A 24,570-nucleotide genomic window follows, 5' to 3' on the forward strand; every position below is an offset into this window, starting at 1 on the left:
GCATTCTCATGCTGAAACCCGGTCACATGTGGGAGCTGGCTTGCCTGCGATGGCGCTCGAATGGGCGCCACCTTAACAAACAGGCTACCCACCCGCTAGAAAGCAAAACGCCAGCACGAGGCTGGCGTTTTGCGTTTCAGGCTGCGATCAACGCGGCACGACCGGCTTGCGGGCTGGCTTCTTGCCTTTGCCCTTGGCGGCGTCGGTGCGCTCCTTGGCGGCCTGCTTGTTGCGCGCCATGGCCGCGGCCTTGGCTTGCTCACGCTTGTCCCACGGGTTGCTGCCGTCACTGCCACGGGGCGGCAAGCCGGTATGCTGGGTGAGGATCCTGGTGGTGGTTTCCTTCGCAACCTTGTGGCTGCCAGCCGGCGTCGAGTTTTTGCGACGGGCGCTCTGGTAGCTGTCGGTGGACGGTTGGTGCAACGGGATCAGTTGCTCCTTGCCCGGCCCGATCAGGTCTGCACGGCCCATGCGAGTCAAGGCTTCACGCAGCATCGGCCAGCCCTTCGGGTCGTGGTAGCGCAGGAAGGCCTTGTGCAGGCGGCGCTGTTCTTCGCTCTTGACGATGGTCACCGCGTCGCTCTTGTAGGTGACCTTGCGCAGCGGGTTCTTGCCCGAGTGGTACATCGCCGTGGCGGTGGCCATTGGCGACGGGTAGAACGCCTGCACCTGGTCGGCGCGGAAGCCGTTGCCCTTGAGCCACAGGGCCAGGTTCATCATGTCTTCATCGGTGGTGCCCGGGTGGGCGGCGATGAAGTAAGGAATCAGGTACTGCTCCTTGCCCGCTTCCTTGGTGTACTTCTCGAACATGCGCTTGAACTTGTCATAGCTGCCGATGCCCGGTTTCATCATCTGGTTGAGCGGACCTTCCTCGGTGTGTTCCGGGGCGATCTTCAGGTAACCACCGACGTGGTGGGTCACCAGCTCCTTCACGTACTCCGGCGACTCGACCGCGAGGTCGTAGCGCAGGCCGGAAGCGATCAGGATCTTCTTCACACCCGGCAACGCACGGGCGCTGCGGTACAGCTGGATCAACGACGAGTGGTCGGTGTTCAGGTTCGGGCAGATGCCCGGGAACACGCAGGATGGCTTGCGGCACGCGGATTCGATTTCCGGGCTCTTGCAGGCAATGCGGTACATGTTCGCGGTCGGGCCGCCGAGGTCGGAAATGACGCCGGTGAAGCCTGGCACCTTGTCGCGGATCTCTTCGATTTCGCGAATGATCGACTCTTCGGAACGGTTCTGGATGATCCGGCCTTCGTGCTCGGTGATCGAGCAGAAGGTGCAGCCGCCGAAGCAGCCACGCATGATGTTCACCGAGAAGCGGATCATGTCGTAGGCCGGGATCTTTTCCTTGCCGTACGCCGGGTGTGGAACACGGGCGTAAGGCATGCCGAACACGTAGTCCATTTCTTCGGTAGTCATGGGAATGGGCGGCGGGTTGAACCACACATCCACTTCGCCGTGCTTCTGTACCAGCGCGCGGGCGTTGCCCGGGTTGGTTTCCAGGTGGAGCACGCGGTTGGCGTGGGCATACAGCACCGAGTCGCCACGGACTTTTTCCACGGACGGCAGACGGATCACGGTCTTGTCACGGGTCATGCGTGGGCTGGCCAGGATCTGTACCACCTTGGCCTCTTCCGGGTCTTCCACCGGGCCCTTTTCCTGCTCGATGGCGCAGGCCTGGGTGTCCTGGGTATTCACGTACGGGTTGATGATCTTGTCGATCTTGCCCGGACGGTCGATACGGGTGGAGTCCACCTCGTACCAGCCTTCAGGCGTGTCACGGCGAATGAACGCAGTGCCGCGCACGTCGGTGATGTCTTCGATCTTGTGGCCCCACGACAGACGCTGGGCGACTTCGACGATGGCCCGCTCGGCGTTGCCGTACAGCAGGATATCGGCGCAGGCGTCGATCAGGATCGAGTTGCGTACACGGTCCTGCCAGTAGTCGTAGTGGGCGATGCGGCGCAGGGAGGCTTCGATGCCGCCGAGCACGATCGGCACGTGCTTGTAGGCTTCCTTGCAGCGCTGGCTGTAGACCAGGCTCGCGCGGTCCGGACGTTTGCCGGCCATGCCGCCTGGGGTGTAGGCGTCATCGGAGCGGATTTTCTTGTCGGCGGTGTAGCGGTTGATCATCGAGTCCATGTTGCCGGCCGCGACGCCGAAGAACAGGTTCGGCTCGCCGAGCTTCATGAAGTCGTCTTTGGACTGCCAGTTGGGCTGGGCAATGATCCCGACGCGAAAGCCCTGGGACTCCAGCAGCCGGCCGATGATTGCCATGCCGAACGACGGATGGTCCACGTACGCGTCACCGGTGACGATGATGATGTCGCATGAATCCCAGCCAAGCTGATCCATCTCCTCCCTGCTCATCGGCAGGAATGGCGCAGGACCGAAACATTCGGCCCAGTACTTGGGATAGTCAAATAACGGCTTGGCTGTTTGCATGACGGTGACCGGTGTTGAGATGAAAAATCGCGGGCGCGGAATATAGCACAAATTTTGACCAATTCCGACCTTTGCAGTCGGAATTGGCGGGACGGCCTTTTACTCGTCTTCGAAGTTGTAGCTGCCCGGCGCCAGGTTTTCGAAGCGGGTGTATTTGCCGATAAAGGCCAGGCGCGTGGTGCCGATTGGCCCGTTACGCTGTTTACCGATGATGATTTCGGCGATGCCTTTATGCTCGGTCTCCGGGTGATACACCTCGTCCCGGTATACGAACATGATCACGTCAGCATCCTGCTCGATCGCTCCGGATTCCCGCAAGTCGGAGTTGATCGGGCGTTTGTTCGGGCGTTGCTCCAGGGACCGGTTGAGCTGCGACAGGGCAACCACCGGGCAGTTGAATTCCTTGGCCAGGGCTTTCAACGAGCGGGAAATCTCGGAAATCTCGTTGGTCCGGCTGTCACCGCTGGAGCCCGGGATCTGCATCAACTGCAGGTAGTCGATCATGATCAGGGCGATGTCGCCGTGCTCACGCACCAGGCGTCGGGTACGCGCGCGCATTTCCGACGGGCTGATGCCCGCGGTGTCATCGATAAACAGCTTGCGATCGTTGAGCAGGTTGACCGCCGAGGTCAGGCGCGGCCAATCGTCGTCTTCCAGGCGACCGGCACGCACCTTGGTCTGGTCGATGCGGCCCAGGGACGACAACATACGCATGATCAGCGATTCGCCTGGCATCTCCAGGGAATAAACCAGTACGGCCTTGTCGCTGCGCAACACGGCGTTTTCCACCAGGTTCATGGCGAAGGTGGTTTTACCCATGGACGGACGGCCGGCGACGATGATCAAGTCGGCTGGCTGCAGGCCGCTGGTCATGCCGTCGAGGTCGGTGTAGCCGGTGGACAGGCCGGTGATGGCGTTGTCGGTGTTGAACAAGGTGTCGATACGGTCGATGGCCTTGGTCAGCAAGTCGTTGACGCTGACCGGGCCGCCGGTTTTAGGCCGGGCCTCGGCGATCTGGAAGATCTGCCGTTCGGCTTCGTCGAGAATCTCTTCGGCAGTGCGGCCTTCCGGGTTGAACGCGCTGTCGGCGATCTCGGTGGCGATGCCGATCAACTGGCGCAACGTGGCCCGCGCACGGACGATCTGCGCATAGGCCTTGATGTTGGCGACCGATGGCGTGTTTTTCGCCAGCTCGCCCAGGTAACCCAGGCCGCCCACTTGGGACGTCTGGCCTTCCTTGTCCAATTGCTCGGCCAGGGTCACCACGTCGATCGGTGAGTTCTGGTCGGCCAGCTTGGCAATGGCGCGGAAGATCAGGCGGTGGTCATGACGGTAGAAATCGCCGTCCGAGACTTGATCCAGCACGCGTTCCCAGGCGTTGTTGTCCAGCATCAAGCCACCGAGCACGGCCTGTTCGGCCTCGATGGAATGCGGCGGCACCTTCAGGGCAGCGGTTTGCAGGTCATATTGCTCAGGAGCGGAGATATCGTTCATGGCCACTTGGAATAGTTGGAGAATCTGGGGCTACAGAAAAACAAAAGGCACGACCTGTGAACAGGATCGTGCCCGATGTTAACTGCCTGGCACGCGAGGTGCCAGTCAGTTAGGTGTTGCTTAAGCTGCTACCACAACAACGCGTACGGTTGCTTCGACTTCAGCGTGCAGGTGCACGGCTACATCGAATTCGCCAACGTTGCGGATGGTGCCGTTCGGCAGACGAACTTCGCTCTTCTGCACTTCAACGCCGGAGGCGGTCAGTGCATCAGCGATGTCGTGGGTGCCGATCGAACCGAACAGCTTGCCTTCGTCACCGGCGGTGGCAGTGATAGTCACTTCCAGCTCAGCCAGTTGGGCAGCGCGAGTTTCGGCCGAAGCTTTTTTGTCTGCTGCTGCTTTTTCCAGCTCGGCACGACGCTCTTCAAACGCAGCCAGGTTGGCAGCGGTTGCAGCGGTGGCTTTGCCGTATGGCAGCAGGTAGTTACGACCGTAGCCGGCCTTAACGTTCACTTTGTCGCCCAGGTTGCCCAGGTTGGCGACTTTTTCCAGAAGGATCAGTTGCATGTGAAAATCCTCTAACTTTTAACCTTCACCGTTCGCGTTATCGGCGTCTTTCGGCGCCAGACGACCGCGAAAATCAATCAGGCCGTCGACAATGGCCAAGACCACGAGTAACGGATAGATCAGCTGCATGAACAGCAACAGCGTCACGTACAACCCCACCAGCCAGAATCTGCCCAGTCGCTTTTGCGCCACCAGCCCATGAATCAGGGACAGGCCGGCGAATACCAGCGGTACGCTGCACAACGGCACCAACAGCGCCAGGCCAAAAGTCGGCCCGACCACCATGAACGCCAGCAGCAACATCGCCGGTCCAGCGGGGATTCTGATACTGCGAAACTCGCGACCAAAACCACCCGGGTTATACAACAACGCCTGCCAGTAACGCCCAAGAATCAGGCTCAGCAAGCTGACAATCTGCAACAGTGCCGCTATCAGGCCGGTAAGCATCGGTGCAACCACTGACGCAAAGCGCGCTCGCTCCTCTACCGATAACTGCTGGTAGAGATCCCCGAGGGCCAGCGGCAGGATCTTGATGATCTCCTGCGCCAGCGCCTCGATTTGCGGGCGGAAAGCCGCGCCAAGCGCCAGTGAATACACCAACCCCAATGCCACGCTGACCAGCAGCGTACGGACCCAGGACTCACTTGCGCGCAAAACCAACGCAAGGGTCGATGAACCGAGCAGTACCAGAAGTACCCGTGGATCATCGAATTTCAACCACCAGACCAAGGCCGGCAGTATTCCCAGGGCAAGAACGCCAAGGGCGTCCTTCAAACCGCGCCGCAGAAGCACAAGGCAACCCGCGGCAGCACCCAACCAATACAACAACGGCAATGCTGCACATCCAGCCACTACCAGAGTGGCCTGCACACGACCGCGCATGATGAACTCAGCTAAGGCGCGCATGCATTCAATCCCTTACTACTTGTCGACTGCCCGGTCTCAGCGGCCGTGGCTGTCGGTGTAGGCCAGCAGGGCCAGGAAGCGGGCGCGCTTGATAGCGGTGGCCAGCTGACGCTGATAACGAGCTTTGGTACCGGTGATGCGGCTTGGAACAATTTTGCCGGTCTCGGATACGTAGGCTTTCAGAGTGTTGAGATCTTTGTAATCGATCTCCTTCACGTCTTCAGCGGTGAAGCGGCAGAATTTACGACGACGGAAGAAACGTGCCATTTGATAGGCTCCTTAAAAGGTCCGTGGATTACTCGTCAGCGTTATCGCTGTTGTCGCTGTCATCACTATCAGCGCTTTCAGCGCCTTCGTGCTCAGGACGGTCGCGACGCTCACGGCGCTCACTGCGGTTTTCTTCAGCCTTGAGCATCTCGGATTGGCCGGTAACGGCTTCTTCGCGACGGATGACCAGGTTACGGATCACTGCATCGTTGTAGCGGAAGTTGTCTTCCAGCTCGGCCAGGGCCTTGCCAGTGCACTCAACGTTCAGCATCACGTAGTGAGCCTTGTGAACATTGTTGATTGCGTAGGCCAGTTGACGACGGCCCCAATCTTCCAGACGGTGGATTTTGCCGCCGTCTTCTTCGATCAGCTTGGTGTAACGCTCTACCATGCCGCCGACTTGCTCGCTTTGATCCGGGTGGACCAAAAAGATGATTTCGTAATGACGCATGAATGCTCCTTACGGGTTGTAGCCTGCCGCTCAAAAACGGTCAGACAAGGAGTGAATGACACTTATGGATCTTGCCGAAGGGAGGCACATGCGTGCCTGCCATGAAGGCAAGGGGCGCAATTGTAGAGAAGGGGGAGAAAGGGTGCAAGGTGATTGGTGATTATTTGAACAGCCCCCATACACCACAAAAACAAATGTGGGAGGGGGCTTGCTCCCGAAAGCGATGTGCCAGTCACCAAATGCACTGACTGATACACCGTATTCGGGAGCAAGCCCCCTCCCACATTTTGACCTGCGCCAGACTTGGTTATTTCTTGGCTTTAGCCTTGGCGCCGCGCTGGCGCTGGGCTTCGAACAGGCAGACGCCCGTTGCGACTGAAACGTTGAGGCTGCTGACGCTACCGGCCATCGGCAGGTGCACCAGGTAATCGCAATGCTCGCGGGTCAGGCGGCGCATGCCCTTGCCTTCGGCACCCATGATCAGGATGGTCGGGCCGGTGAGGTCCTGGTCATAAATGCTGACCTCAGCCTCCCCCGCCGTACCCACGACCCACAGGCCGCGCTGCTGGAGTTTCTCGAGGGTACGCGCCAGGTTGGTCACGGCCACCAACGGAATCACTTCCGCCGCACCGCAGGCGACTTTACGCACTACAGGCGTCAAGGTTGCCGACTTGTCTTTAGGTACGATCACCGCCAACGCACCGGCAGCATCCGCCGAACGCAGGCAGGCGCCGAGGTTGTGCGGATCGGTCACGCCGTCGAGCACCAGCAACAGCGGTGCGCCTTCGGTGCGGTCGAGCAGCTCGTCGAGCATCGCTTCGCCCCAGACCTGGCTTGGACTGACGTCGGCTACCACGCCCTGGTGAACGCCTTCGACCCAGACGTCCATCTCGCGCCGCTCGGCCTGGCCGATGGCAACTTTGTTCTGATTGGCCAGTTCGACCAGCGCTTGAACACGCGGCTCACTGCGGCCTTCTGCCAACCACACCTGCTTGACGCGTTTCGGGTGGTGACGCAGCAATGCTTCTACGGCGTGCACGCCGTAGATTTTTTCCAGACTCATGACTTGGCCTTAGGTTTGCGCGACCCGCCGCTTTTCGCAGGGGCCGAACCCGCTTTTGGCGGGCCTTTACGGTGTTTACTCGGCTTGCTCGACGGCTTTTCCGCCTCGCGGGACTTTCCCCCAGACGCCGCTTTACCACCGCTTTTGGCTTCGTTGAGCAACTGCTGCTTCAACTCGCGGCTCTTGCGCAGCTCGGCGTTTTTCGCCGCGGCATCGCTAGGGCGGTAGGCTTCGGGGGCCTTGTCCTTGGCAGACGAACGACGCGCAGGCTTGGCTGGCGCAGGCTCGGCGACCGCTGCTTTCGCAGGAGCACCTTTGCCTTTGCTGGCCGGGGCAGCAGTTTCGCCGCCACGTTTTTTACGGCCAGTCGGTTCAGCCGGCTTGTCAGGCATACCGAAATCGATCTTGCGCTCGTCGAGGTCGACGCGCATGACCTGCACTTCAACGGTATCGCCCAGACGGAAGCTGCGACCGGTGCGCTCACCCGCCAGGCGGTGATGCACAGGGTCGAAGTGGTAGTAGTCACCCGGCAAGGCGGTGACGTGCACCAGGCCCTCGACGTAGATGTCGGTCAGCTCGACGAACAAACCAAAACCGGTCACGGCAGTGATCACACCCGGGAACGACTCGCCCACGCGGTCTTTCATGAACTCGCACTTGAGCCAGTTCACTACGTCGCGGGTGGCTTCGTCGGCACGGCGCTCGCTCATGGAGCACTGCTCGCCCAACTGTTCCAGGGCCGCTTCGTCGTACGGATAGATCCGTGCCTTCGGAATGGTCATGGCACCAGCACGCTTGACGTGCGGGGTGTTCTGTTTGGAATGGATCACGCTGCGGATCGCCCGGTGCGTGAGCAAGTCCGGGTAACGACGAATCGGCGAGGTGAAGTGGGTGTACGCTTCGTAATTCAGGCCGAAGTGGCCCTGGTTATCGGCGCTGTACACCGCCTGGCTCAGGGAGCGCAGCATAACGGTCTGGATCACGTGGTAATCCGGACGGTCCTTGATGCTCGCGAGCAGAGCCTGGTAGTCCTTCGGCGTCGGGCCGTCCTTGCCTTTGTGCAGGGACAGGCCGAGCTCACCGAGGAACGCGCGCAGCTTCTCCAGACGCTCCGGCGGCGGGCCGTCGTGCACCCGGTACAACGCAGGAATCTCGTGCTTTTTGAGGAACTCTGCGGTGGCCACGTTGGCCGCCAGCATGCACTCCTCGATCAGCTTGTGAGCATCGTTGCGCGTGGTCGGGGTGATTGCGGCGATCTTGCGCTCGGAACCGAAGACAATCCGGGTTTCCTGAGTTTCAAAGTCGATCGCGCCACGCACGTGACGAGCGCCCAACAGCACCTTGTACAGCGCGTAGAGCTGCTTGAGGTGCGGCACGACATGCCCGTACTCACCGCGCAGGGCCTTGGCTTCGCTGGTTTTCGGCTGTTCCAGGATGGTGCTGACCTTGTTGTAGGTCAGGCGCGCCTGGGAGTGAATCACCGCTTCGTAGAACTGGTAGTCGGTCATTTCGCCGGTTTTCGAGATGGTCATCTCGCACACCATGGCCAAACGGTCGACTTTCGGGTTCAGGGAGCACAGGCCGTTGGACAGCTGCTCAGGCAGCATCGGGATGACGCGCTCGGGGAAGTACACCGAGTTGCCGCGCACCTGGGCTTCGTTGTCCAGGGCCGAACCGATCTTCACGTAGCTGGACACGTCGGCAATCGCGACGAACAACTTCCAGCCGCCGGAGAACAGGCGCAGTTTGCCAGGCTTGGCTTCGCAGTAGACCGCATCGTCGAAGTCGCGGGCATCTTCGCCGTCAATGGTGACGAACGGCAGATGACGCAGGTCGATGCGCTTCTCTTTGTCTTTTTCTTCGACTTCCGGCTTGAGCTTGGCGGCTTCTTTGAGCACAGCCTCAGGCCAGACGTGAGGGATATCGTAGGTGCGCAGCGCAACATCGATCTCCATGCCCGGCGCCATGTAGTTGCCGACCACTTCAACGATATCGCCCTGCGGCTGGAAGCGCGCAGTTGGCCAGTGGGTGATTTTCACCTCGACGAACTGGCCCACTTTGGCGGCGCCATTGCGCCCCGGAGTGATCAGCACTTCCTGCTGGACCTTGGGGTTATCCGGCACCACGAAGCCGATGCCGCCTTCTTCGAAGTAACGGCCGACGATGGACTCGTGGGCACGGGACACCACTTCGACGATCACGCCTTCACGGCGACCGCGACGGTCGAGGCCGGAAACGCGGGCCAGGGCACGGTCGCCATCGAACACCAGGCGCATTTGCGCCGGGCTCATGAACAGGTCATCGCTGCCGTCGTCCGGGATCAGGAAACCGAAACCGTCACGGTGGCCGGCAATGCGACCGAGGATCAGGTCGAGCTTATCCACCGGCGCATAGGTGCCTCGGCGGGTGTAGATCAACTGGGCATCGCGCTCCATGGCGCGCAGGCGGCGACGCAGGGCCTCGAGTTGGTCTTCGGTGGTCAGACCGAATTCTTCAACCAGCTGCTCGCGGCTAGCAGGCGAACCCCGATCGGCGAGATGCGCCAGGATCAGTTCGCGGCTAGGAATAGGGTTTTCATATTTTTCCGCTTCACGAGCGGCCTCGGGATCGAGGGACTGCCAATCGGCCATTAGAGAGTTTTCACCTTGTCTATATGCGGGTTAGTTTGGCATACGCGTATTGAAACGGGAAATTTCAGGTGTCGACAAGCCCGTAAAAGCACTTTGTAGCCCTTGGAATGCACCTTGCGCGACCGTCGGCGAAATATTCCAGACTTTTTTCATGGCAGGGCTTTACAGCTCAAAATAGCCTCCGTATAGTGCGCGCCATCGACGACGGCAACGTTGTTGATGCTGCCCAGGTGGTGAAATTGGTAGACACGCCAGCTTCAGGTGCTGGTGATCGCAAGGTCGTGGAAGTTCGAGTCTTCTCCTGGGCACCAAATTCAGATCAAACCCGCGAAAGCGGGTTTTTTCGTTTCCGGGGTTTGAAAAACTGACCGGTGATTCCCCCCCTCGTCCGCACTTGAGAAGTTTTATCGTTTATCCTTGTAAGGATTTGTTGCACTCAAGTGAGGAAAACCCCGGATGATGATCCGCGATACCCGTCTCAAGACATCCCTTCTGCGTGGCCTGACCATCACTCTGCTCGGCCTGACCCTGCTCTCGCCCGCTGCCTATTCTGCCGACAAGGTTGCACTGACCTTGTACAACGGCCAACACAAGGAGGTCGGCGATGAACTTGCCAAGGCCTTCGAAGCCAAGACCGGCATCCACGTCAATGTGCGCAAGGGCAGCAGCAACCAGCTGGCCAGCCAGGTCGTCGAAGAAGGTGACCGCTCCCCTGCCGACGTGATCTACACCGAAGAATCGCCGCCGCTGAATAAACTCGGCGAGCAAGGCCTGCTGGCAACCATCGACGCCAGCACCCTCGACGTCCTGCCGAAGGAATACGTGGCCGCCAACGGCGCCTGGATGGGCGTAACCGCACGCACCCGCGTCGTGGCCTTCAACCCGAAGCTGATCGCCGAGAAAGACCTGCCCAAGTCGGTACTGGATTTCGCCGGGCCCGAGTGGCAAGGCAAGGTCGGTTTCGTGCCCACCAGCGGCGCGTTCCAGGAACAAGCCGTAGCGATCATCAAGCTGCACGGTCGCGAAGCGGCTGAAGAGTGGCTGACCGGCCTGCGCGCTTTCGGCAAGGTCTACAGCAACAACATGGTTGCGCTCAAGGCCGTGGAAAATGGCGAAGTCGCCACTGTCTTGGTGAACAACTACTACTGGTTCGCCCTGAAGAAAGAAAAAACCAACCTGGATTCGCAGCTGCACTACTTCACCAACGGCGATGCCGGTGGCCTGATCACCGTGTCTGCCGCGGCTGCACTGAAATCCAGCAAGCATCCAAAGGAAGCCCAGCAACTGCTGGCATTCATGGCCAGCGAAGAAGGCCAGCGGGTGATCACCAACACTTCCGCCGAATACCCGCTGCGCAAGGGCATGGAATCCAACCGCGGCCTCAAGCCTTTCAGCGAGCTGCAACCGCCGAAAGTCACCCCTGCCGACCTGGGCAACGCCGAAGAAGCCCTGGAACTGGAACGTGACGTTGGCTTGAACTGATGAACCCATCGCTCCCCGCCCTCGCCTTGCGCGGGGGTTTTACGCCGAGACGCAAACGCCCTTCGATCTGGTTGCTGCTACCAGTCCTGCTGCTGGTAGGCCTGAGCCTGTTGCCGCTGGCGTATGTCGGCCTCAAGGCCTGGCAGGCAGGATGGGCCGAGGCGGTGCATTTGCTGTGGCGGCCCTATGTATTCGGGTTGCTGCGCAACACCCTGGCGCTGATGGTCGGCGTCACCGTGGCCTGCGGCGTGATCGGCTTGTCCCTGGCCTGGCTGCTGGAACGCAGCAACCTGCCGGGACGGCGGATCTGGGGAGTGATCCTGTGCCTGCCGTTCGCGGTGCCGGCGTTTGTCAGCAGCTTTACCTGGGTTTCGTTAAGCGCCAACTTTGAAGGGTTGGGCGGAGCGATCCTGGTGATGACCCTGTCCAAATACCCACTGGTGTTTCTGCCGGTGGCGGCAACCCTGCGCAATCTTGATCCATCCCTGGAAGAATCGGCCCGCACCCTTGGCCTGAATCGCTGGGGCGTGTTCTTTCGCATCACCTTGCCTTTACTGTGGCCGTCACTGCTGGCCGGGGCACTGTTGATTGCCCTGCATATGCTGGTGGAGTTCGGCGCGCTGTCGATCATCGGCTTGCAGACGTTTACCACCGCGATCTACCAGCAATTCGAGCTGGAGTTCAGCAACGCCAATGCGGCGATGCTTTCGGCGGTGCTGCTGGTGATGTGCCTGACGCTGCTCTGGCTGGAGCTGCGGGTGCGCGGCAAGGGCCGACACGTGCGTACCGGCCAGGGCGCGGCGCGGCATGCCGAACAGGTTCGACTCGGCAAATGGGCGGCGCTGGGGCAGCTGTATTGCCTGCTCCTGGCGATCATCGGCAGCGGCATTCCACTGGGCATGCTCGGTTATTGGCTGGCAGTGGGCAGTTCGGCGGCATTTCCGATAGCCGAGATCAGCGAGGCGCTGCTTTCTTCGTTGGCGCTATCCCTGGGCGGCGCCGCGCTTTGCCTGTTGTTTGCCGTGCCCGTGGGCTTGCTGGTGGTGCGCTACAAGGGCCAGCTCGCACTGTGGGCCGAGCGCCTGCCGTACCTGCTGCACGCCCTGCCCGGCCTGGTGATTGCGCTGACACTGGTGTATTTCGCCCTGCATTACGTGCCGGCGCTGTATCAAACGTCGGCATTGCTGCTGATCGCTTATGCGCTGCTGTTTTTGCCCCTGGCCCAGGCGCCGATCCGCACGGCGCTGAACAAGGCAGCACCCCAGCTGGAAGAGGCGGCGAGAACGCTGGGCGCGTCGTCGTTCAGTGCGTTTTGCCGGGTGACGCTGCCGATTATTTTCCCGGCATTGGGGGCGGCGTTTGCGCTGGTATTCCTGGATGCAATGAAGGAATTGACGGCGACGTTGCTGCTTAGTCCGACCGGGCTGAATACCTTGGCAACTGCCGTGTGGGCGCACACCTCGAATGTGGAATTCGCGGCAGCGGCGCCCTATGCGGCATTGTTGATTTTGGTGTCGGGACTGCCGGTGTATTTGCTTACGACGCGGATGTACCTGAGCCGCTGAAATAGCTTTCGCGAGCAAGCCCGCTCCCACATTTGCTCGCATTCCAGAAGTGGAACTCGGTCGAATGTGGGAGCGGGCTTGCTCGCGAAAGGGCCGCACCAGGCGACATCAAGCCCGGAACTGCCCCAAGCTCGCCTTCAACTGCGCAGCCAACCCATCCAGCACTTTGCCACTGGCTGTAGTCTCTACCACCGCCTGCGCCGCTCGCTCAGCCTGGGCATGAATGATCTCGACTCGCCCACGCACCGCATGCGCACCCTGCGCCTGATGCTCAGCCGCCCGCGTCGCCAGGCCAATCGCTGCATGCACCTGCTCCACCGAGGCCTGCACCGACTGCTGCAGGCGCACGCTGTCGCGCAACACCAGCAAACCTTCGCTGGCCTGGCGCCCGGCCTTGCCGATGGTTTCCACGGCCTCACGAGCGCCTTGCTGCAAGGCCACGATGTGGGCCTGGATGTCGCCGGTAGAACTCTGGGTTTTACTGGCCAGGGCGCGAACCTCGTCCGCCACCACCGCAAAGCCGCGCCCGGTCTCACCGGCTCGCGCCGCCTCAATAGCCGCGTTGAGCGCCAGCAGGTTGGTTTGCTCGGCAATCCCGTGGATCACCGTCAACACCACCTCGATCTGCTCGCTCTGCTGCGCCAGCCGCTCGATCACCTTTGAACCGGCCTGCACCTGCCCCGCCAACGCCTCGATCAAGCTGCCGACTTCGGCTGAAGTGCGGGAATTTTCATCAGTCGCCTGGCGAATATCCACCACCTGCTGCAAGGCGGCCTGCATCGCATGGCTTTCCGCCTGGGCCTCATCCGCCATTTGCGACAGCGCCCGCAGGCTTTCGGCAACCTCATCACGCTGCAAGCCGGCGGCCGCATCGGCACCCGCATTGCGCAGGGTCATCGCGCCGATTTCCACGCCGGTACGCTGGGCCACATCACCGGCTTCACGCACGATCGGCTGCAATTTATCCACAAAGCGATTGACCGCCGAGGCCATGTCGCCGATTTCGTCCCGGCTGTTGATCTGCACGCGCTTGGTCAGGTCGCCCTCGCCTGCCGCCAAATCGTCCATCGCTGCAATCAGCAGCTTCAGGCGATTGACCACCCGACGGCCGAGCACTACAGCAATCAACAGCAATACACCAAAACCTACAACTGCCAGGCCCATGCCGATGCGCCAGCGCAAGGTGCCCGCCGCCTCTTGCACGGCGCTGGTGGTATTGGCGGTCATCTGGGTGGCGGTGGCTTGCGCCGACTGCAAACGCGCGCCCATGGCCGCCGCGCTGTCAGCCGCGGCACCCTTGAGGCTGTCGCCCACCAACTGGTCACCGCTGGCAATCAGTGCAGCAAAACGCTTGTCCAGCGCGGCCAGGTCAGCCTCGACCGAGGCAGTCGAAACCCCCATGCGGACCTTGCCGATCTCTACGCCATTGGGGCTAATGGACGCTTCGACGTAGAACACCGAGGGATCATTCTTCGCCGCATCCAGCACTTTATCCAGGGCTCGTTCGCCCTTGCCCTTTTCCAGCAGCGCCTGGTTGATCGGGTTTTCACGATTGAGGTAACGGGTCAGGTGCTCACCAGCCGCGTCGTCATACACCACAAACAACACGTTGGGATTGCGCTGGGCTCTGCGGGCAAACTCAGACAGCGTCGGCACGTCGCTGTCCCACATGGCACGCGGCGCCACCGAAGCAAGCAGTTGCGCCATGTCATTGGCAGAGTCCTGCAGGTCTTTTTCCAGGGTCGCACGCAGTTGCTTCTGCTCTTCCTGCAGGCGCGTGGAAAGCCCCGCCGTCAGACGCTGGCGCGTGCTGGAAGACAGACTGTCCAGGCTGGATGTCACTTCCTTGCCGGCTTGCGCCAACTCGCCGGACAGTTTCTGGCTGTCGACGCCCAGGCGATTGCCCAAATCAGCTTCCAATGCAGTGACGGTGCTTCGCGTCAGGGCGACGGCCACCAGTACTTGCACCAAAAGAGCGATACCTAGGGTAACGAACACAGGCCGCAACAGCCGGCTTTGTAACAATGAGAGAACGGCAGACACTGGGAATCCCTCCACCACGGGTGCCATTAATTTGATAGCACCGCGAAAGAAAGAACCATAGCAAGGGTCGTGCCGTTTACCAGGCGGAAACGACAAAGGGCTCCCGAAGGAGCCCTTTGCTTTTTACATCAACAGCTTATTAAGCGAACGGGTGACGCAGAACGATGGTCTCGTTGCGGTCCGGGCCCGTCGAAATAATGTCGATCGGCGCACCGATCAGCTCTTCGACGCGCTTGATGTAAGCGCGGGCGTTGGCTGGCAGTTCTTCCAGGGTCTTGGCGCCCACGGTCGATTCGGTCCAGCCTGGCACTTCTTCGTACACAGGCTGCAGGCCTACGTAGCTGTCCGCGTCAGTCGGGGCAACGTCCTTGCCTTCCGCATCCTTGTAGCCGATGCAGATGTTGATGGTTTCCAGGCCGTCGAGTACGTCCAGCTTGGTCAGGCAGATGCCCGAGATGCTGTTCACATCGATAGCGCGACGCAGGATAACGGCGTCGAACCAGCCACAACGGCGGGCACGGCCGGTCGTCGCGCCGAACTCGTGGCCTTGTTTGGCCAGGTGCGCGCCGACGTCGTCGAACAGTTCAGTCGGGAATGGACCCGAACCTACACGCGTGGTGTATGCCTTAGTGATGCCGAGGATGTAGTCCAGGAACATCGGGCCAACGCCCGAACCCGTCGCAACGCCGCCAGCGGTGGTGTTGGAACTGGTGACGTACGGGTAGGTGCCGTGGTCGATGTCCAGCAACGAGCCCTGGGCGCCTTCGAACATGATGTCTTTGCCGGCGCGACGCAGGTCGTGCAGCTCGGCAGTCACGTCCAGCATCAGCGGCTTGAGCAGCTCGGCGTATTCCTTGCACTCGGCCAGGGTCTTTTCAAACTCGATGGCCGGCTCTTTGTAGTAACCCACCAGCATGAAGTTGTGGTAATCCACCAGTTCACGCAGCTTGTCTTCAAAGCGCGGCATGTTGAGCAGGTCGCCCACACGCAGGCCACGACGTGCAACCTTGTCTTCGTAGGCCGGGCCGATGCCGCGACCGGTCGTGCCGATCTTCAGCTCGCCACGGGCCTTTTCACGGGCCTGGTCCAGCGCAACGTGGAAGGACAGGATCAGCGGGCAGGAAGGGCTGATACGCAGGCGCTCGCGCACTGGCACGCCTTTCTCTTCCAGCTTGGTGATCTCGCGCAACAGGGCGTCAGGTGCAACCACCACGCCGTTGCCGATCAGGCACTGCACGCCTTCGCGCAGTACACCCGACGGGATCAGGTGCAAGACGGTTTTTTCGCCATCGATGACCAGGGTGTGGCCAGCGTTGTGGCCACCTTGGTAGCGCACTACGGCGGCAGCATGTTCGGTCAGCAGATCAACGATCTTGCCTTTGCCCTCATCACCCCATTGGGTGCCCAGGACTACGACATTCTTACCCATAACACTTGTCCTCATTCGCGCAAACTTGGTGCCGGCAGTGGCCGGCAGGAAAACTCAAGAAGCCAGTGGCGAAACTTGCCAAAGCCCGTTCTGCTGAATCAATTGCCGGTCGCAGTCCGCTTCACGGGCGGCGGCCAATGGCTGCCCAGGCAAGGCCTGGACCACACGCTGACCCTCACTGCGCAACTGGCAAACCTGCTGCCAGAGTGCTGCGTCCGTACTGTCGGGCATCCAGATACCGCCAGACGGCAGTTCGACCTCAGCACGCCCCAGGGTCACCAGGGTTTTCAAATCGGTGGAAAAACCGGTCGCCGGACGAGCGCGACCGAAGTCGGCGCCGATATCGTCGTAACGACCGCCCTGGGCGATGGCCTGGCCAACACCCGGGACAAACACCGCAAACACCACACCGGTGTGGTAGTGGTAGCCGCGCAACTCACCCAAATCAAAATACAGCGGCAACTGCGGGAAGCGCGCAGACAACTGCTCGGCAATCGCCAGCACATCGTCCAGGGCCGCCAATACATCAGCCGGCGCATTCGCCAGGCGATCACGGGCGGCGGTCAGTACTTCACGGCCGCCACACAGATCCACCAGCGCACGCAGCATGCCGGCCAGGTCGGCAGGCACGCCCGCCGTCAGGGCAATCACTTCATCGATGGCCTTGCGCTGCAAGGCATCGAACAACTGTTGTTCCACTTCACCCGACAAGCCGGCCGCACGGGCCAGGCCGCGGTAGATACCGACATGCCCAAGGTCCATGTGCACATCCGGCACATCGGCCAGCTGCAACATGGCCAGCATCAGGCTGATGACTTCCACGTCGCTGCTCGGGCTGGCATCACCGTACAACTCGGCGCCCAACTGGATCGGGCTGCGGGACGACGACAACGCACGCGGTTGCGCATGCAGCACGCTGCCGGCGTAGCACAGGCGGCTTGGCCCTTCGCGACGCAGGGTGTGCGCATCAATGCGCGCTACTTGCGGCGTGATGTCGGCACGAAAGCCCATTTGCCGGCCCGATTGCGGGTCGATGACCTTGAAGGTGCGCAGATCCAGGTCCTGGCCCGCGCCGGTCAGCAGGGATTCCAGGTACTCGATATGCGGAGTCACGACAAACTCGTAACCCCAGCTCTGGAACAGATCCAACACCTGGCGGCGCGCGATTTCAATGCGCGCAGCTTCTGGTGGCAGTACTTCTTCGATGCCATCTGGCAGCAGCCAGCGGTCTACCGTTGCCATTACGCCATTCCCCTATGATCCGGGCGGCCAGCCCTCGGGCGAGCCTTGAGTGAAGCAGAAAATACCCGGCCCCTGCATAAACCACGCGCAAGAGCGACGTGACGAACGACCAACAATCGGCCTCGTCGGGCACTTTCCTCGAAAAACCTGTGGCGCCTGCGGAGCAAAACCACAATCAAACATGCAGACGCAAAAAAGCCGGGAATTTCCCGGCTGCCGCATCATACACCCGTTTTCTGAAAGGATCACCCCGCCCGGCATTTTAGCCGCCCGACGGAGCGATTCTCAGACTACATGCGGGTTACTTGGACTTTTCCAGGTAGCGGAAGAAATCGCTACTTGGGTCCAGCACCATGACGTCGGTTTTGTTCGCAAAGCTTTCACGGTAGGCGCGCAGGCTACGGTAGAACGCGTAGAACTCCTGGTCCTGACCATAGGCCTTGGCGTAGATCGAAGCGGCTTGAGCATCACCATCACCACGGGCCTCTTCAGACTCGCGATAGGCTTCAGCCAACAGTACGCGACGCTGACGGTCGGCATCCGCGCGGATCCCTTCTGCCAGTTCGTTACCCTTGGCGCGGTGCTCACGAGCCTCGCGCTCACGCTCGGTGCTCATACGCTCGAACACGCTGCGGTTCACTTCCTTCGGAAGGTCGATGGCCTTGACCCGAACATCGATCACCTCGATGCCCAGCTCTTTTTCCGCCATCGCATTCAACGAACGCGTGATGTCCGCCATCAGCGCGTCACGTTCACCGGATACCACCTCGTGCAGGGTGCGCTTACCAAACTGGTCACGCAGGCCCGATTCCAGACGGCGCGACAAACGCTCGTCGGCAATCTGCTTGAGGCCGGAGGTCGCGGTGTAGAAGCGCTCGGCATCCTTGACGCGCCACTTGGCGTAGGCGTCAACCATCACAGCTTTCTTTTCCAGGGTCAGGAAGCGTTGTGTCGGTGCATCCAGGGTCATCAGGCGGCCGTCGAACTTGCGCACCTGGTTGACGTAGGGGACTTTCACATGCAGGCCCGGCTGGACATCCGCCTGGACCACGCGACCGAATTGCAGCAACACCGCGCGCTCGGTCTGAGACACGATATAGAAGCAGTTCCAGGCAGCGATGACCACGACGACGCCCACAATCAGGGCGGTCAGCGATTTATTGCTCATCAACGACTCTCCCTGGTACGTGTTTGCTGTTGCAGCAGGTCAGCGGCCGCACGGGCGCTCGCTTCGTTGGCAGCAGCATTGGAACCGGCAGCCGGTGCGCTGGTGCTGCTACGACCACCTTCGATCATCTTGTCCAGCGGCAGGTACAGCAGATTGTTCTGCCCGCCCTTGCTGCCGGTCACGAGAACCTTGCTGGTGTTGCTGAAGACTTCCTGCATGGTGTCCAGGTACAGACGCTCACGGGTGACTTCCGGTGCCTTGCGGTACTCGGCCACCAGCTTGGTGAAACGATCTGCCTCACCCTTGGCGCGGGAGACCACTTCGTCGCGGTAACCGTTGGCATCCTCAAGGATGCGCTGGGCCTGGCCACGGGCTTCCGGCACCACGCCGTTGGCGTAGGTTTCAGCCTGGTTGCGCGAACGCTGCTCGTCCTCACGGGCACGGATCACGTCATCGAAGGCTTCCTGCACTTCACGCGGTGCCGCTGCGCTCTGTACGTTGACCTGGGTCACGGTGATACCGGTGCGGTACGTGTCGAGGAACCGTTGCAGGCGCTCCTTGATTTCGCTGGCCATCAATTCACGGCCTTCAGTCAGCACCTGGTCCATTGCGGTGGAACCCACCACGTGGCGCAGGGCGCTTTCGGTCGCATGTTGCAGGCTGATCTCCGGCTGGTCGACGTTCAGCACGAAGTCCTGCAGGTTGCTGATCTTGTACTGCACGGTCAGCGGCACTTCGACGATGTTCTCGTCTTCGGTCAGCATCTGGCCCTGCTTGGTGTAGGCACGCTCACGCGTGACGTTTTCCATGTACTTCTTGTCGATCGGCGGGAAGTAGATGTTCAGGCCAGGGCCGACAGTCTCGTAGTACTTGCCGAAGCGCAGCACCACGGCTTGCTCCTGCTCGTCCACCACATAGACGGCGCTGTACAGCCAGACGGCCGCCAGCACGACGAGGCCGATGCCGAGCAGGCCGTAACCACCGCCCTTGCTCGTACGACCGCCTTCGTCACCACCACGTTTTTTTCCACCACCGAACAACCCATTCAGGCTTTCCTGCAGCTTTCGGAAGGCCTCGTCGAGATCTGGTGGCCCCTTGCGGTCGCCATTATTGCGGCGTTTACCACCCCAAGGATCCTGATTATTCGAGTTGCCACCCGGCTCATTCCAAGCCATAGCGCTCTCCATCTGATAAAGCAAAGACGCACCCACGGCGCGCCGACCAATGCTACAGAATGCCTGTCACAGCGGCACAACCGCTTTCTCAGGCTTTTATTGCAAAGTGTGTTGTTCGATGAACTCTGTCGGCACAACGCCTTCACGGCTGACCAGCCGATTCAGCTCCGAGCGCGGCAATCGAACGGCCAGCAAGCTGACACCTTCTTCGTCGTGTTCTTCTTTCTGTACCGCGCCCAGCTCGAAAAACTGTGCACGCAGTCGAGCAAAACGCTGCGGCAAGCGCAAGGTGCCGACGAACAAATCGCTGCCCAACAGCTCGGCAATGGCTTGTTCAAGCAATTCCAGGCCACTGCCATCACGCGCCGACAGCCAGACCCGCTGGGGCTTGCCGTTTTCGTCGCGCTGGATTTGTGGCTCAACGCCTTCAAGCAAATCGAGTTTGTTATAGACCTCGAGGATCGGCAAGTCCTGGGCACCAATCTCGCCCAGCACCACCATGACCTGTTCAATCTGCAACATGCGATCCGGTTCGGCCGCATCGATCACGTGCAACAGCAGGTCGGAATTGCTCGACTCTTCGAGCGTAGACCGAAATGCCTCGACCAGCTTGTGGGGCAAGTGACGAATGAAACCCACGGTATCGGCCAGGACAATCGGCCCCAGGTCGTCCAGTTCCAGACGGCGCAAGGTCGGGTCGAGGGTCGCGAACAGTTGGTCGGCCGCGTACACGTCCGATTTCGTCACGTTGTTGAAGAGTGTGGATTTGCCGGCGTTGGTATAGCCCACCAGGGAAACGGTCGGGATATCCGCACGCATACGGCCACGTCGCGATTGTTCGCGCTGGCTGCGCACCTTCTCCAGGCGGCCCTTGATCTGTCGCAGGCGCACCCGCAGCAGACGCCGGTCGGTTTCCAGCTGGGTTTCACCCGGGCCGCGCATGCCGATGCCGCCACCCTGGCGCTCAAGGTGAGTCCAGCCACGAACCAGCCGGGTGCTCATGTGGTCAAGCTGGGCCAGTTCTACCTGGAGCTTGCCTTCATGGGTACGGGCGCGTTGAGCGAAAATATCGAGAATCAGACCCGTGCGGTCGATCACGCGACACTCGAAAACTCGTTCGAGGTTACGTTCCTGACTGGGCGTGAGGATGTGATTGAAAATCACCAGATCGGCCTTTTCGGCGTGGACCAGGTCGCGCAGTTCCTCGACCTTGCCGCTGCCGATCAGGAATTTGGCGGTTGGCCGATGACGCGGCACGTTAAAAAACGCGACGGTCTCGGCGCCGGCCGAATTTGCCAACTCCTGAAACTCCTGCGGATCTTCGCGCGCCTCAGGGTCCTGTCCATCCAAGTGAACGAGGATTACTCGCTCACCACCACCGTGGCGCTCAAAGAACAAAGGAGACTCCTATCAGGCGTTACCTGGTGCAGGCTCGGCGTCACCCTGTTCTTCGGTTGCGCTAGGCAGACGAATTGGACGAACCGGCACTACGGTCGAGATAGCGTGCTTGTAAACCATTTGGCTTACGGTGTTTTTCAGCAGGATCACGAACTGGTCGAACGACTCGATCGTACCTTGCAGCTTGATACCGTTGACCAGATAGATGGAAACCCCAACTTTCTCTTTACGTAAAGTATTCAAGTAAGGGTCTTGTAGCGAATGCCCTTTTGACATGTGCCGCACTCCTTTAAGGATCAATAATAAAAATCGGAAAATAGATAGCTCATGGCCGTCACACCCCCAAGGATAGACGGCAATTGCAAGGACTCAGCTCAATATGGAGACCGTTCCCAAGTATTTCAAGGCGCGTGACAGATTGTCGCTGTCCAGGCTGTCCAGCCAGTGCAAATCGCTCCAACTGCGCAACCAGGTGAACTGACGCTTCGCCAATTGGCGCGTGGCAATGATGCCGCGCTCCTGCATTTCGACTGACGTCAGCTTGCCATCCAGATGATCCCAGACTTGGCGGTAGCCTACAGCACGTATCGAAGGCAGCCCTGGATGCAGGTCACCTCTTGAACGCAGTGCTACGACCTCCTCCACAAACCCCTGTTCCAACATAATTGTGAATCTTTGTGCAATTCGTTCATGCAGCACCTGACGATCCGTCGGAGCGATGGCCAGATTCGCCACAGTATAGGGCAATTGTGAGTGTCCCGAGGCGCCTGCTTCAGCACTTTGCGCAGTTTGTTTCAGCCTGTGTTCAGTCATGGTCTGGCCACTGACCCGCCAGACTTCCAACGCTCGCGTCAGGCGCTGGGGGTCATTGGGATGAATTCGCGCGGCGGAAACCGGATCCACAATGGCCAACTGATCGTGCAAGGCCTGCCAGCCAAGGCGCGCAGCCTCTTCTTCAAGTTCGGCGCGCACCTGTGGATCAGCTGGCGGCATATCAGCCAGACCTTCCTGCAAGGCCTTGTAGTAGAGCATCGTGCCGCCGACCAGCAGCGGAATCTTGCCCCGCGCGGTGATATCGGCCATGGCGGCCAGCGCATCGATGCGAAAATCCGCCGCCGAATAGCTCTCGCTGGGATCAATAATGTCGATCAACCGGTGCGGATACTGGGCCAGCAGCTCTTTTGAAGGTTTGGCAGTGCCGATGTCCATGTCCCGGTAAACCAGTGCAGAGTCGACACTGATCAACTCGCACGGCAAGACCTTGGTCAGCTCGATGGCCAGGTCGGTCTTGCCAGCGGCCGTCGGGCCCATCAGGAAGATTGCGGGGGGCAAGGCACTCATCAACGGCCGCGCAAGAACAGTTTGTCCAGGTCGTCCAGGCCCATCTGGGTCCAGGTCGGGCGGCCATGGTTGCACTGGCCGCTGCGCTCGGTGTTTTCCATGTCCCGCAGCAGGCCGTTCATTTCCGGCAAGGCCAGCCGGCGGTTGGCGCGGATGGCGCCGTGACAGGCCATGGTGCCGAGCAGTTCATTGATGTGGGCCTGGATCCGGTCACTGGTGCCGTATTCCATCAGGTCTGCCAGTACGTCGGCCACCAGCCGGTTGGCCTCTGCCTGCTTGAGCAAAGCCGGAATCTGGCGGATAGCCAGGGTTTCCGGCCCCAGGCGTTGCAGCTCAAAGCCCAGCTTCTGGAACACGCTGATGTGCTCTTCGGCGCAATCCGCTTCCCGCTGGCTGACCGCCAGGGATTCCGGCACCAGCAGCGGCTGGCCGCTCAGGCCTTCGCTGGCCATGGCGATCTTCAGGCGCTCGTACATGATCCGCTCGTGGGCGGCGTGCATGTCCACCAACACCAGGCCATGGGCGTTTTCCGCAAGAATATAAATACCCTTGAGCTGTGCCAGCGCGTAACCCAACGGCGGCACGTCGCCCTGGCCTTCCGGCAACGCGGCAGCACCTGGCTCGGCGCCGGGCAGCGGCGCGAAAAACTCGCGATAGGCCGCCTGGGCCTCGGCCACCGGCACCGCCGATTGCGGACGCGGGGTGTACTGGTATTGATAACCGGCGCCGGCGCCTGAACCAGGTGCGGTAAAGCTCGGCTGGGCTTGCGGCGATTGCAGCAGGTTGGCCGCCAGGCTCATTTCGCCCTGGGGCCCGAACTCGCCGGCTTCCGGCCCTGAAGGACGGACAACAGCCGTGACAATCGGCGCCGCCAGGTGATCATCTGGCCGCACATCGCCCAAGGCGCGGTGCAGGGTGCCGTAAAGAAAGTCGTGGACCATGCGACCGTCACGGAAGCGCACTTCGTGCTTGGTCGGGTGCACGTTGACGTCGACCACCGACGGGTCGACCTCGAAAAACAGCACAAACGTCGGATGCCGCCCGTTGAACAGCACGTCGCGATACGCCTGGCGCACCGCGTGGGCCACCAGCTTGTCGCGCACCGCCCGGCCATTCACGAAGAAATACTGCATGTCCGCCTGGCTACGGGAGAAAGTCGGCAAACCCACCCAACCCCACAGCCGCAGGCCATTGCGCTCGATCTCGATCGGCAGCGCCTGCTCCAGGAACCCCGCGCCGCAGATGGCCGAGACACGCCGCGCACGGGCCGCATCATCATGGGCCTCGTGCAGGCTGAGGATGGTCTTGCCGTTGTGGCGCAGGTGGAAAGCCACATCAAACCGAGCCAGGGCCAGGCGCTTGATGACTTCCTGCAGATGATCGAATTCGGTTTTTTCGGCCTTGAGGAATTTACGCCGGGCCGGGGTGTTGAAGAACAGGTCGCGTACTTCCACCGAGGTGCCCACCGGATGTGCCGCCGGCTGGACCCGGGGCGCCATGTCGCGGCCTTCGGTTTCAACCTGCCAGGCCTGGTCGGCGTCGCGGGTGCGGGACGTCAGGGTCAGGCGAGCCACGGAGCTGATGGAGGCCAGGGCCTCACCACGAAACCCGAGGCTCATCACCCGCTCCAGGTCTTCCAGGTCACGAATCTTGCTGGTGGCGTGACGGGCCAGGGCCAGCGGCAGGTCATCGGAGGAAATCCCGCTGCCGTCGTCGCGCACCCGCAGCAGCTTGACGCCGCCTTGCTCAACATCGACATCAATGCGCCTGGCGCCGGAGTCGATACTGTTTTCCAGCAACTCCTTGATCACCGACGCTGGCCGCTCGACCACCTCACCCGCCGCGATCTGGTTGGCGAGACGCGGGCTTAGCAGCTCGATGCGCGAGGTATTGCTCAA

At 60.8% G+C, this 24,570-nt stretch carries 19 protein-coding genes and 1 tRNA gene; 3 read left to right on the forward strand and 17 right to left on the reverse strand.

The window, feature by feature from the left end:
• Positions 1 to 147: 147 nt before the first annotated feature.
• The 8 genes from A462_RS02620 to rnr all read right to left on the reverse strand — a co-directional run bounded on the left by A462_RS02620 (position 148) and on the right by rnr (position 9,829).
• Positions 148 to 2,451: a YgiQ family radical SAM protein gene (locus A462_RS02620; RefSeq protein ID WP_008439091.1), complete on the reverse strand. Its 2,304-nt coding sequence runs from the start codon at positions 2,449 to 2,451 to the stop codon at positions 148 to 150.
• Between the two features lie 99 nt (positions 2,452 to 2,550).
• Complete coding sequence (gene dnaB / locus A462_RS02615) at positions 2,551 to 3,945, reverse strand: replicative DNA helicase (protein ID WP_003217484.1); 1,395 nt, start codon at positions 3,943 to 3,945, stop codon at positions 2,551 to 2,553.
• Positions 3,946 to 4,065: 120 nt separating this feature from the next.
• On the reverse strand, positions 4,066 to 4,512 hold the full coding sequence (gene rplI / locus A462_RS02610) for a 50S ribosomal protein L9 (RefSeq protein WP_003171376.1): 447 nt from the start codon (positions 4,510 to 4,512) through the stop codon (positions 4,066 to 4,068).
• Positions 4,513 to 4,530: 18 nt separating this feature from the next.
• Positions 4,531 to 5,418 carry a hypothetical protein gene (locus A462_RS02605; protein WP_003217488.1) on the reverse strand — a complete coding sequence of 296 codons (888 nt, stop codon included), beginning with the start codon at positions 5,416 to 5,418 and terminating at the stop codon, positions 4,531 to 4,533.
• A gap of 36 nt (positions 5,419 to 5,454) precedes the next feature.
• Positions 5,455 to 5,685, reverse strand: a complete 231-nt coding sequence (gene rpsR / locus A462_RS02600) for a 30S ribosomal protein S18 (RefSeq protein ID WP_002551829.1) — start codon at positions 5,683 to 5,685, stop codon at positions 5,455 to 5,457.
• Positions 5,686 to 5,713: 28 nt separating this feature from the next.
• Entirely contained in the window at positions 5,714 to 6,136 is a 423-nt protein-coding gene (rpsF, locus tag A462_RS02595; RefSeq protein ID WP_003217491.1) for a 30S ribosomal protein S6, read from the reverse strand.
• A gap of 307 nt (positions 6,137 to 6,443) precedes the next feature.
• Positions 6,444 to 7,199, reverse strand: a complete 756-nt coding sequence (rlmB, locus tag A462_RS02590) for a 23S rRNA (guanosine(2251)-2'-O)-methyltransferase RlmB (protein WP_003217493.1) — start codon at positions 7,197 to 7,199, stop codon at positions 6,444 to 6,446.
• Positions 7,196 to 9,829, reverse strand: coding sequence for a ribonuclease R (rnr, locus tag A462_RS02585; RefSeq protein ID WP_008439093.1), 2,634 nt, complete (start codon positions 9,827 to 9,829; stop codon positions 7,196 to 7,198). Before rnr ends, rlmB begins: the two co-directional genes overlap by 4 nt.
• A gap of 224 nt (positions 9,830 to 10,053) precedes the next feature.
• On the opposite strand from rnr, the gene A462_RS02580 reads away from it, so the two are divergent.
• The 3 genes from A462_RS02580 (at position 10,054) to A462_RS02570 (ending at position 12,876) form a co-directional block, all read left to right on the forward strand.
• Positions 10,054 to 10,140: transfer RNA gene (locus A462_RS02580), tRNA-Leu, on the forward strand.
• Positions 10,141 to 10,285: 145 nt separating this feature from the next.
• Positions 10,286 to 11,311, forward strand: coding sequence for an extracellular solute-binding protein (locus tag A462_RS02575; RefSeq protein ID WP_008439094.1), 1,026 nt, complete (start codon positions 10,286 to 10,288; stop codon positions 11,309 to 11,311).
• The gene (locus A462_RS02570; protein ID WP_008439096.1) at positions 11,311 to 12,876 is read left to right on the forward strand and encodes an ABC transporter permease; all 1,566 of its coding nucleotides are present in this window, start codon (positions 11,311 to 11,313) and stop codon (positions 12,874 to 12,876) included. Before A462_RS02575 ends, A462_RS02570 begins: the two co-directional genes overlap by 1 nt.
• Positions 12,877 to 12,984: 108 nt before the next feature.
• Here the strand turns inward: A462_RS02570 and A462_RS02565 are convergent, their stop codons facing one another.
• From A462_RS02565 to mutL, 9 genes are all read right to left on the reverse strand, one after another.
• On the reverse strand, positions 12,985 to 14,919 hold the full coding sequence (locus A462_RS02565) for a methyl-accepting chemotaxis protein (RefSeq protein WP_008439098.1): 1,935 nt from the start codon (positions 14,917 to 14,919) through the stop codon (positions 12,985 to 12,987).
• Between the two features lie 139 nt (positions 14,920 to 15,058).
• Positions 15,059 to 16,348, reverse strand: a complete 1,290-nt coding sequence (locus A462_RS02560; RefSeq protein ID WP_003217505.1) for an adenylosuccinate synthase — start codon at positions 16,346 to 16,348, stop codon at positions 15,059 to 15,061.
• Between the two features lie 54 nt (positions 16,349 to 16,402).
• Positions 16,403 to 17,590, reverse strand: a complete 1,188-nt coding sequence (locus A462_RS02555) for an ATP phosphoribosyltransferase regulatory subunit (protein WP_003217507.1) — start codon at positions 17,588 to 17,590, stop codon at positions 16,403 to 16,405.
• A gap of 301 nt (positions 17,591 to 17,891) precedes the next feature.
• Complete coding sequence (gene hflC / locus A462_RS02550) at positions 17,892 to 18,758, reverse strand: protease modulator HflC (protein WP_003217510.1); 867 nt, start codon at positions 18,756 to 18,758, stop codon at positions 17,892 to 17,894.
• A complete protein-coding gene (gene hflK / locus A462_RS02545; RefSeq protein ID WP_003217512.1) occupies positions 18,758 to 19,933 on the reverse strand; it encodes an FtsH protease activity modulator HflK in 1,176 nt (391 codons plus the stop codon). Before hflK ends, hflC begins: the two co-directional genes overlap by 1 nt.
• Before the next feature lie 96 nt (positions 19,934 to 20,029).
• Positions 20,030 to 21,331: a ribosome rescue GTPase HflX gene (gene hflX, locus A462_RS02540; RefSeq protein ID WP_003217514.1), complete on the reverse strand. Its 1,302-nt coding sequence runs from the start codon at positions 21,329 to 21,331 to the stop codon at positions 20,030 to 20,032.
• 12 nt (positions 21,332 to 21,343) lie between these two features.
• A complete protein-coding gene (gene hfq / locus A462_RS02535) occupies positions 21,344 to 21,607 on the reverse strand; it encodes an RNA chaperone Hfq (protein WP_003217515.1) in 264 nt (87 codons plus the stop codon).
• A 93-nt stretch (positions 21,608 to 21,700) separates the two neighbouring features.
• Complete coding sequence (gene miaA, locus A462_RS02530) at positions 21,701 to 22,672, reverse strand: tRNA (adenosine(37)-N6)-dimethylallyltransferase MiaA (protein ID WP_008439099.1); 972 nt, start codon at positions 22,670 to 22,672, stop codon at positions 21,701 to 21,703.
• A complete protein-coding gene (gene mutL, locus A462_RS02525; protein WP_008439101.1) occupies positions 22,672 to 24,570 on the reverse strand; it encodes a DNA mismatch repair endonuclease MutL in 1,899 nt (632 codons plus the stop codon). The genes miaA and mutL overlap by 1 nt, the downstream gene beginning before the upstream one ends.

The organism is Pseudomonas sp. Ag1 (assembly GCF_000278565.1).
In the GTDB taxonomy this organism is placed as follows: Bacteria; Pseudomonadota; Gammaproteobacteria; order Pseudomonadales; family Pseudomonadaceae; genus Aquipseudomonas.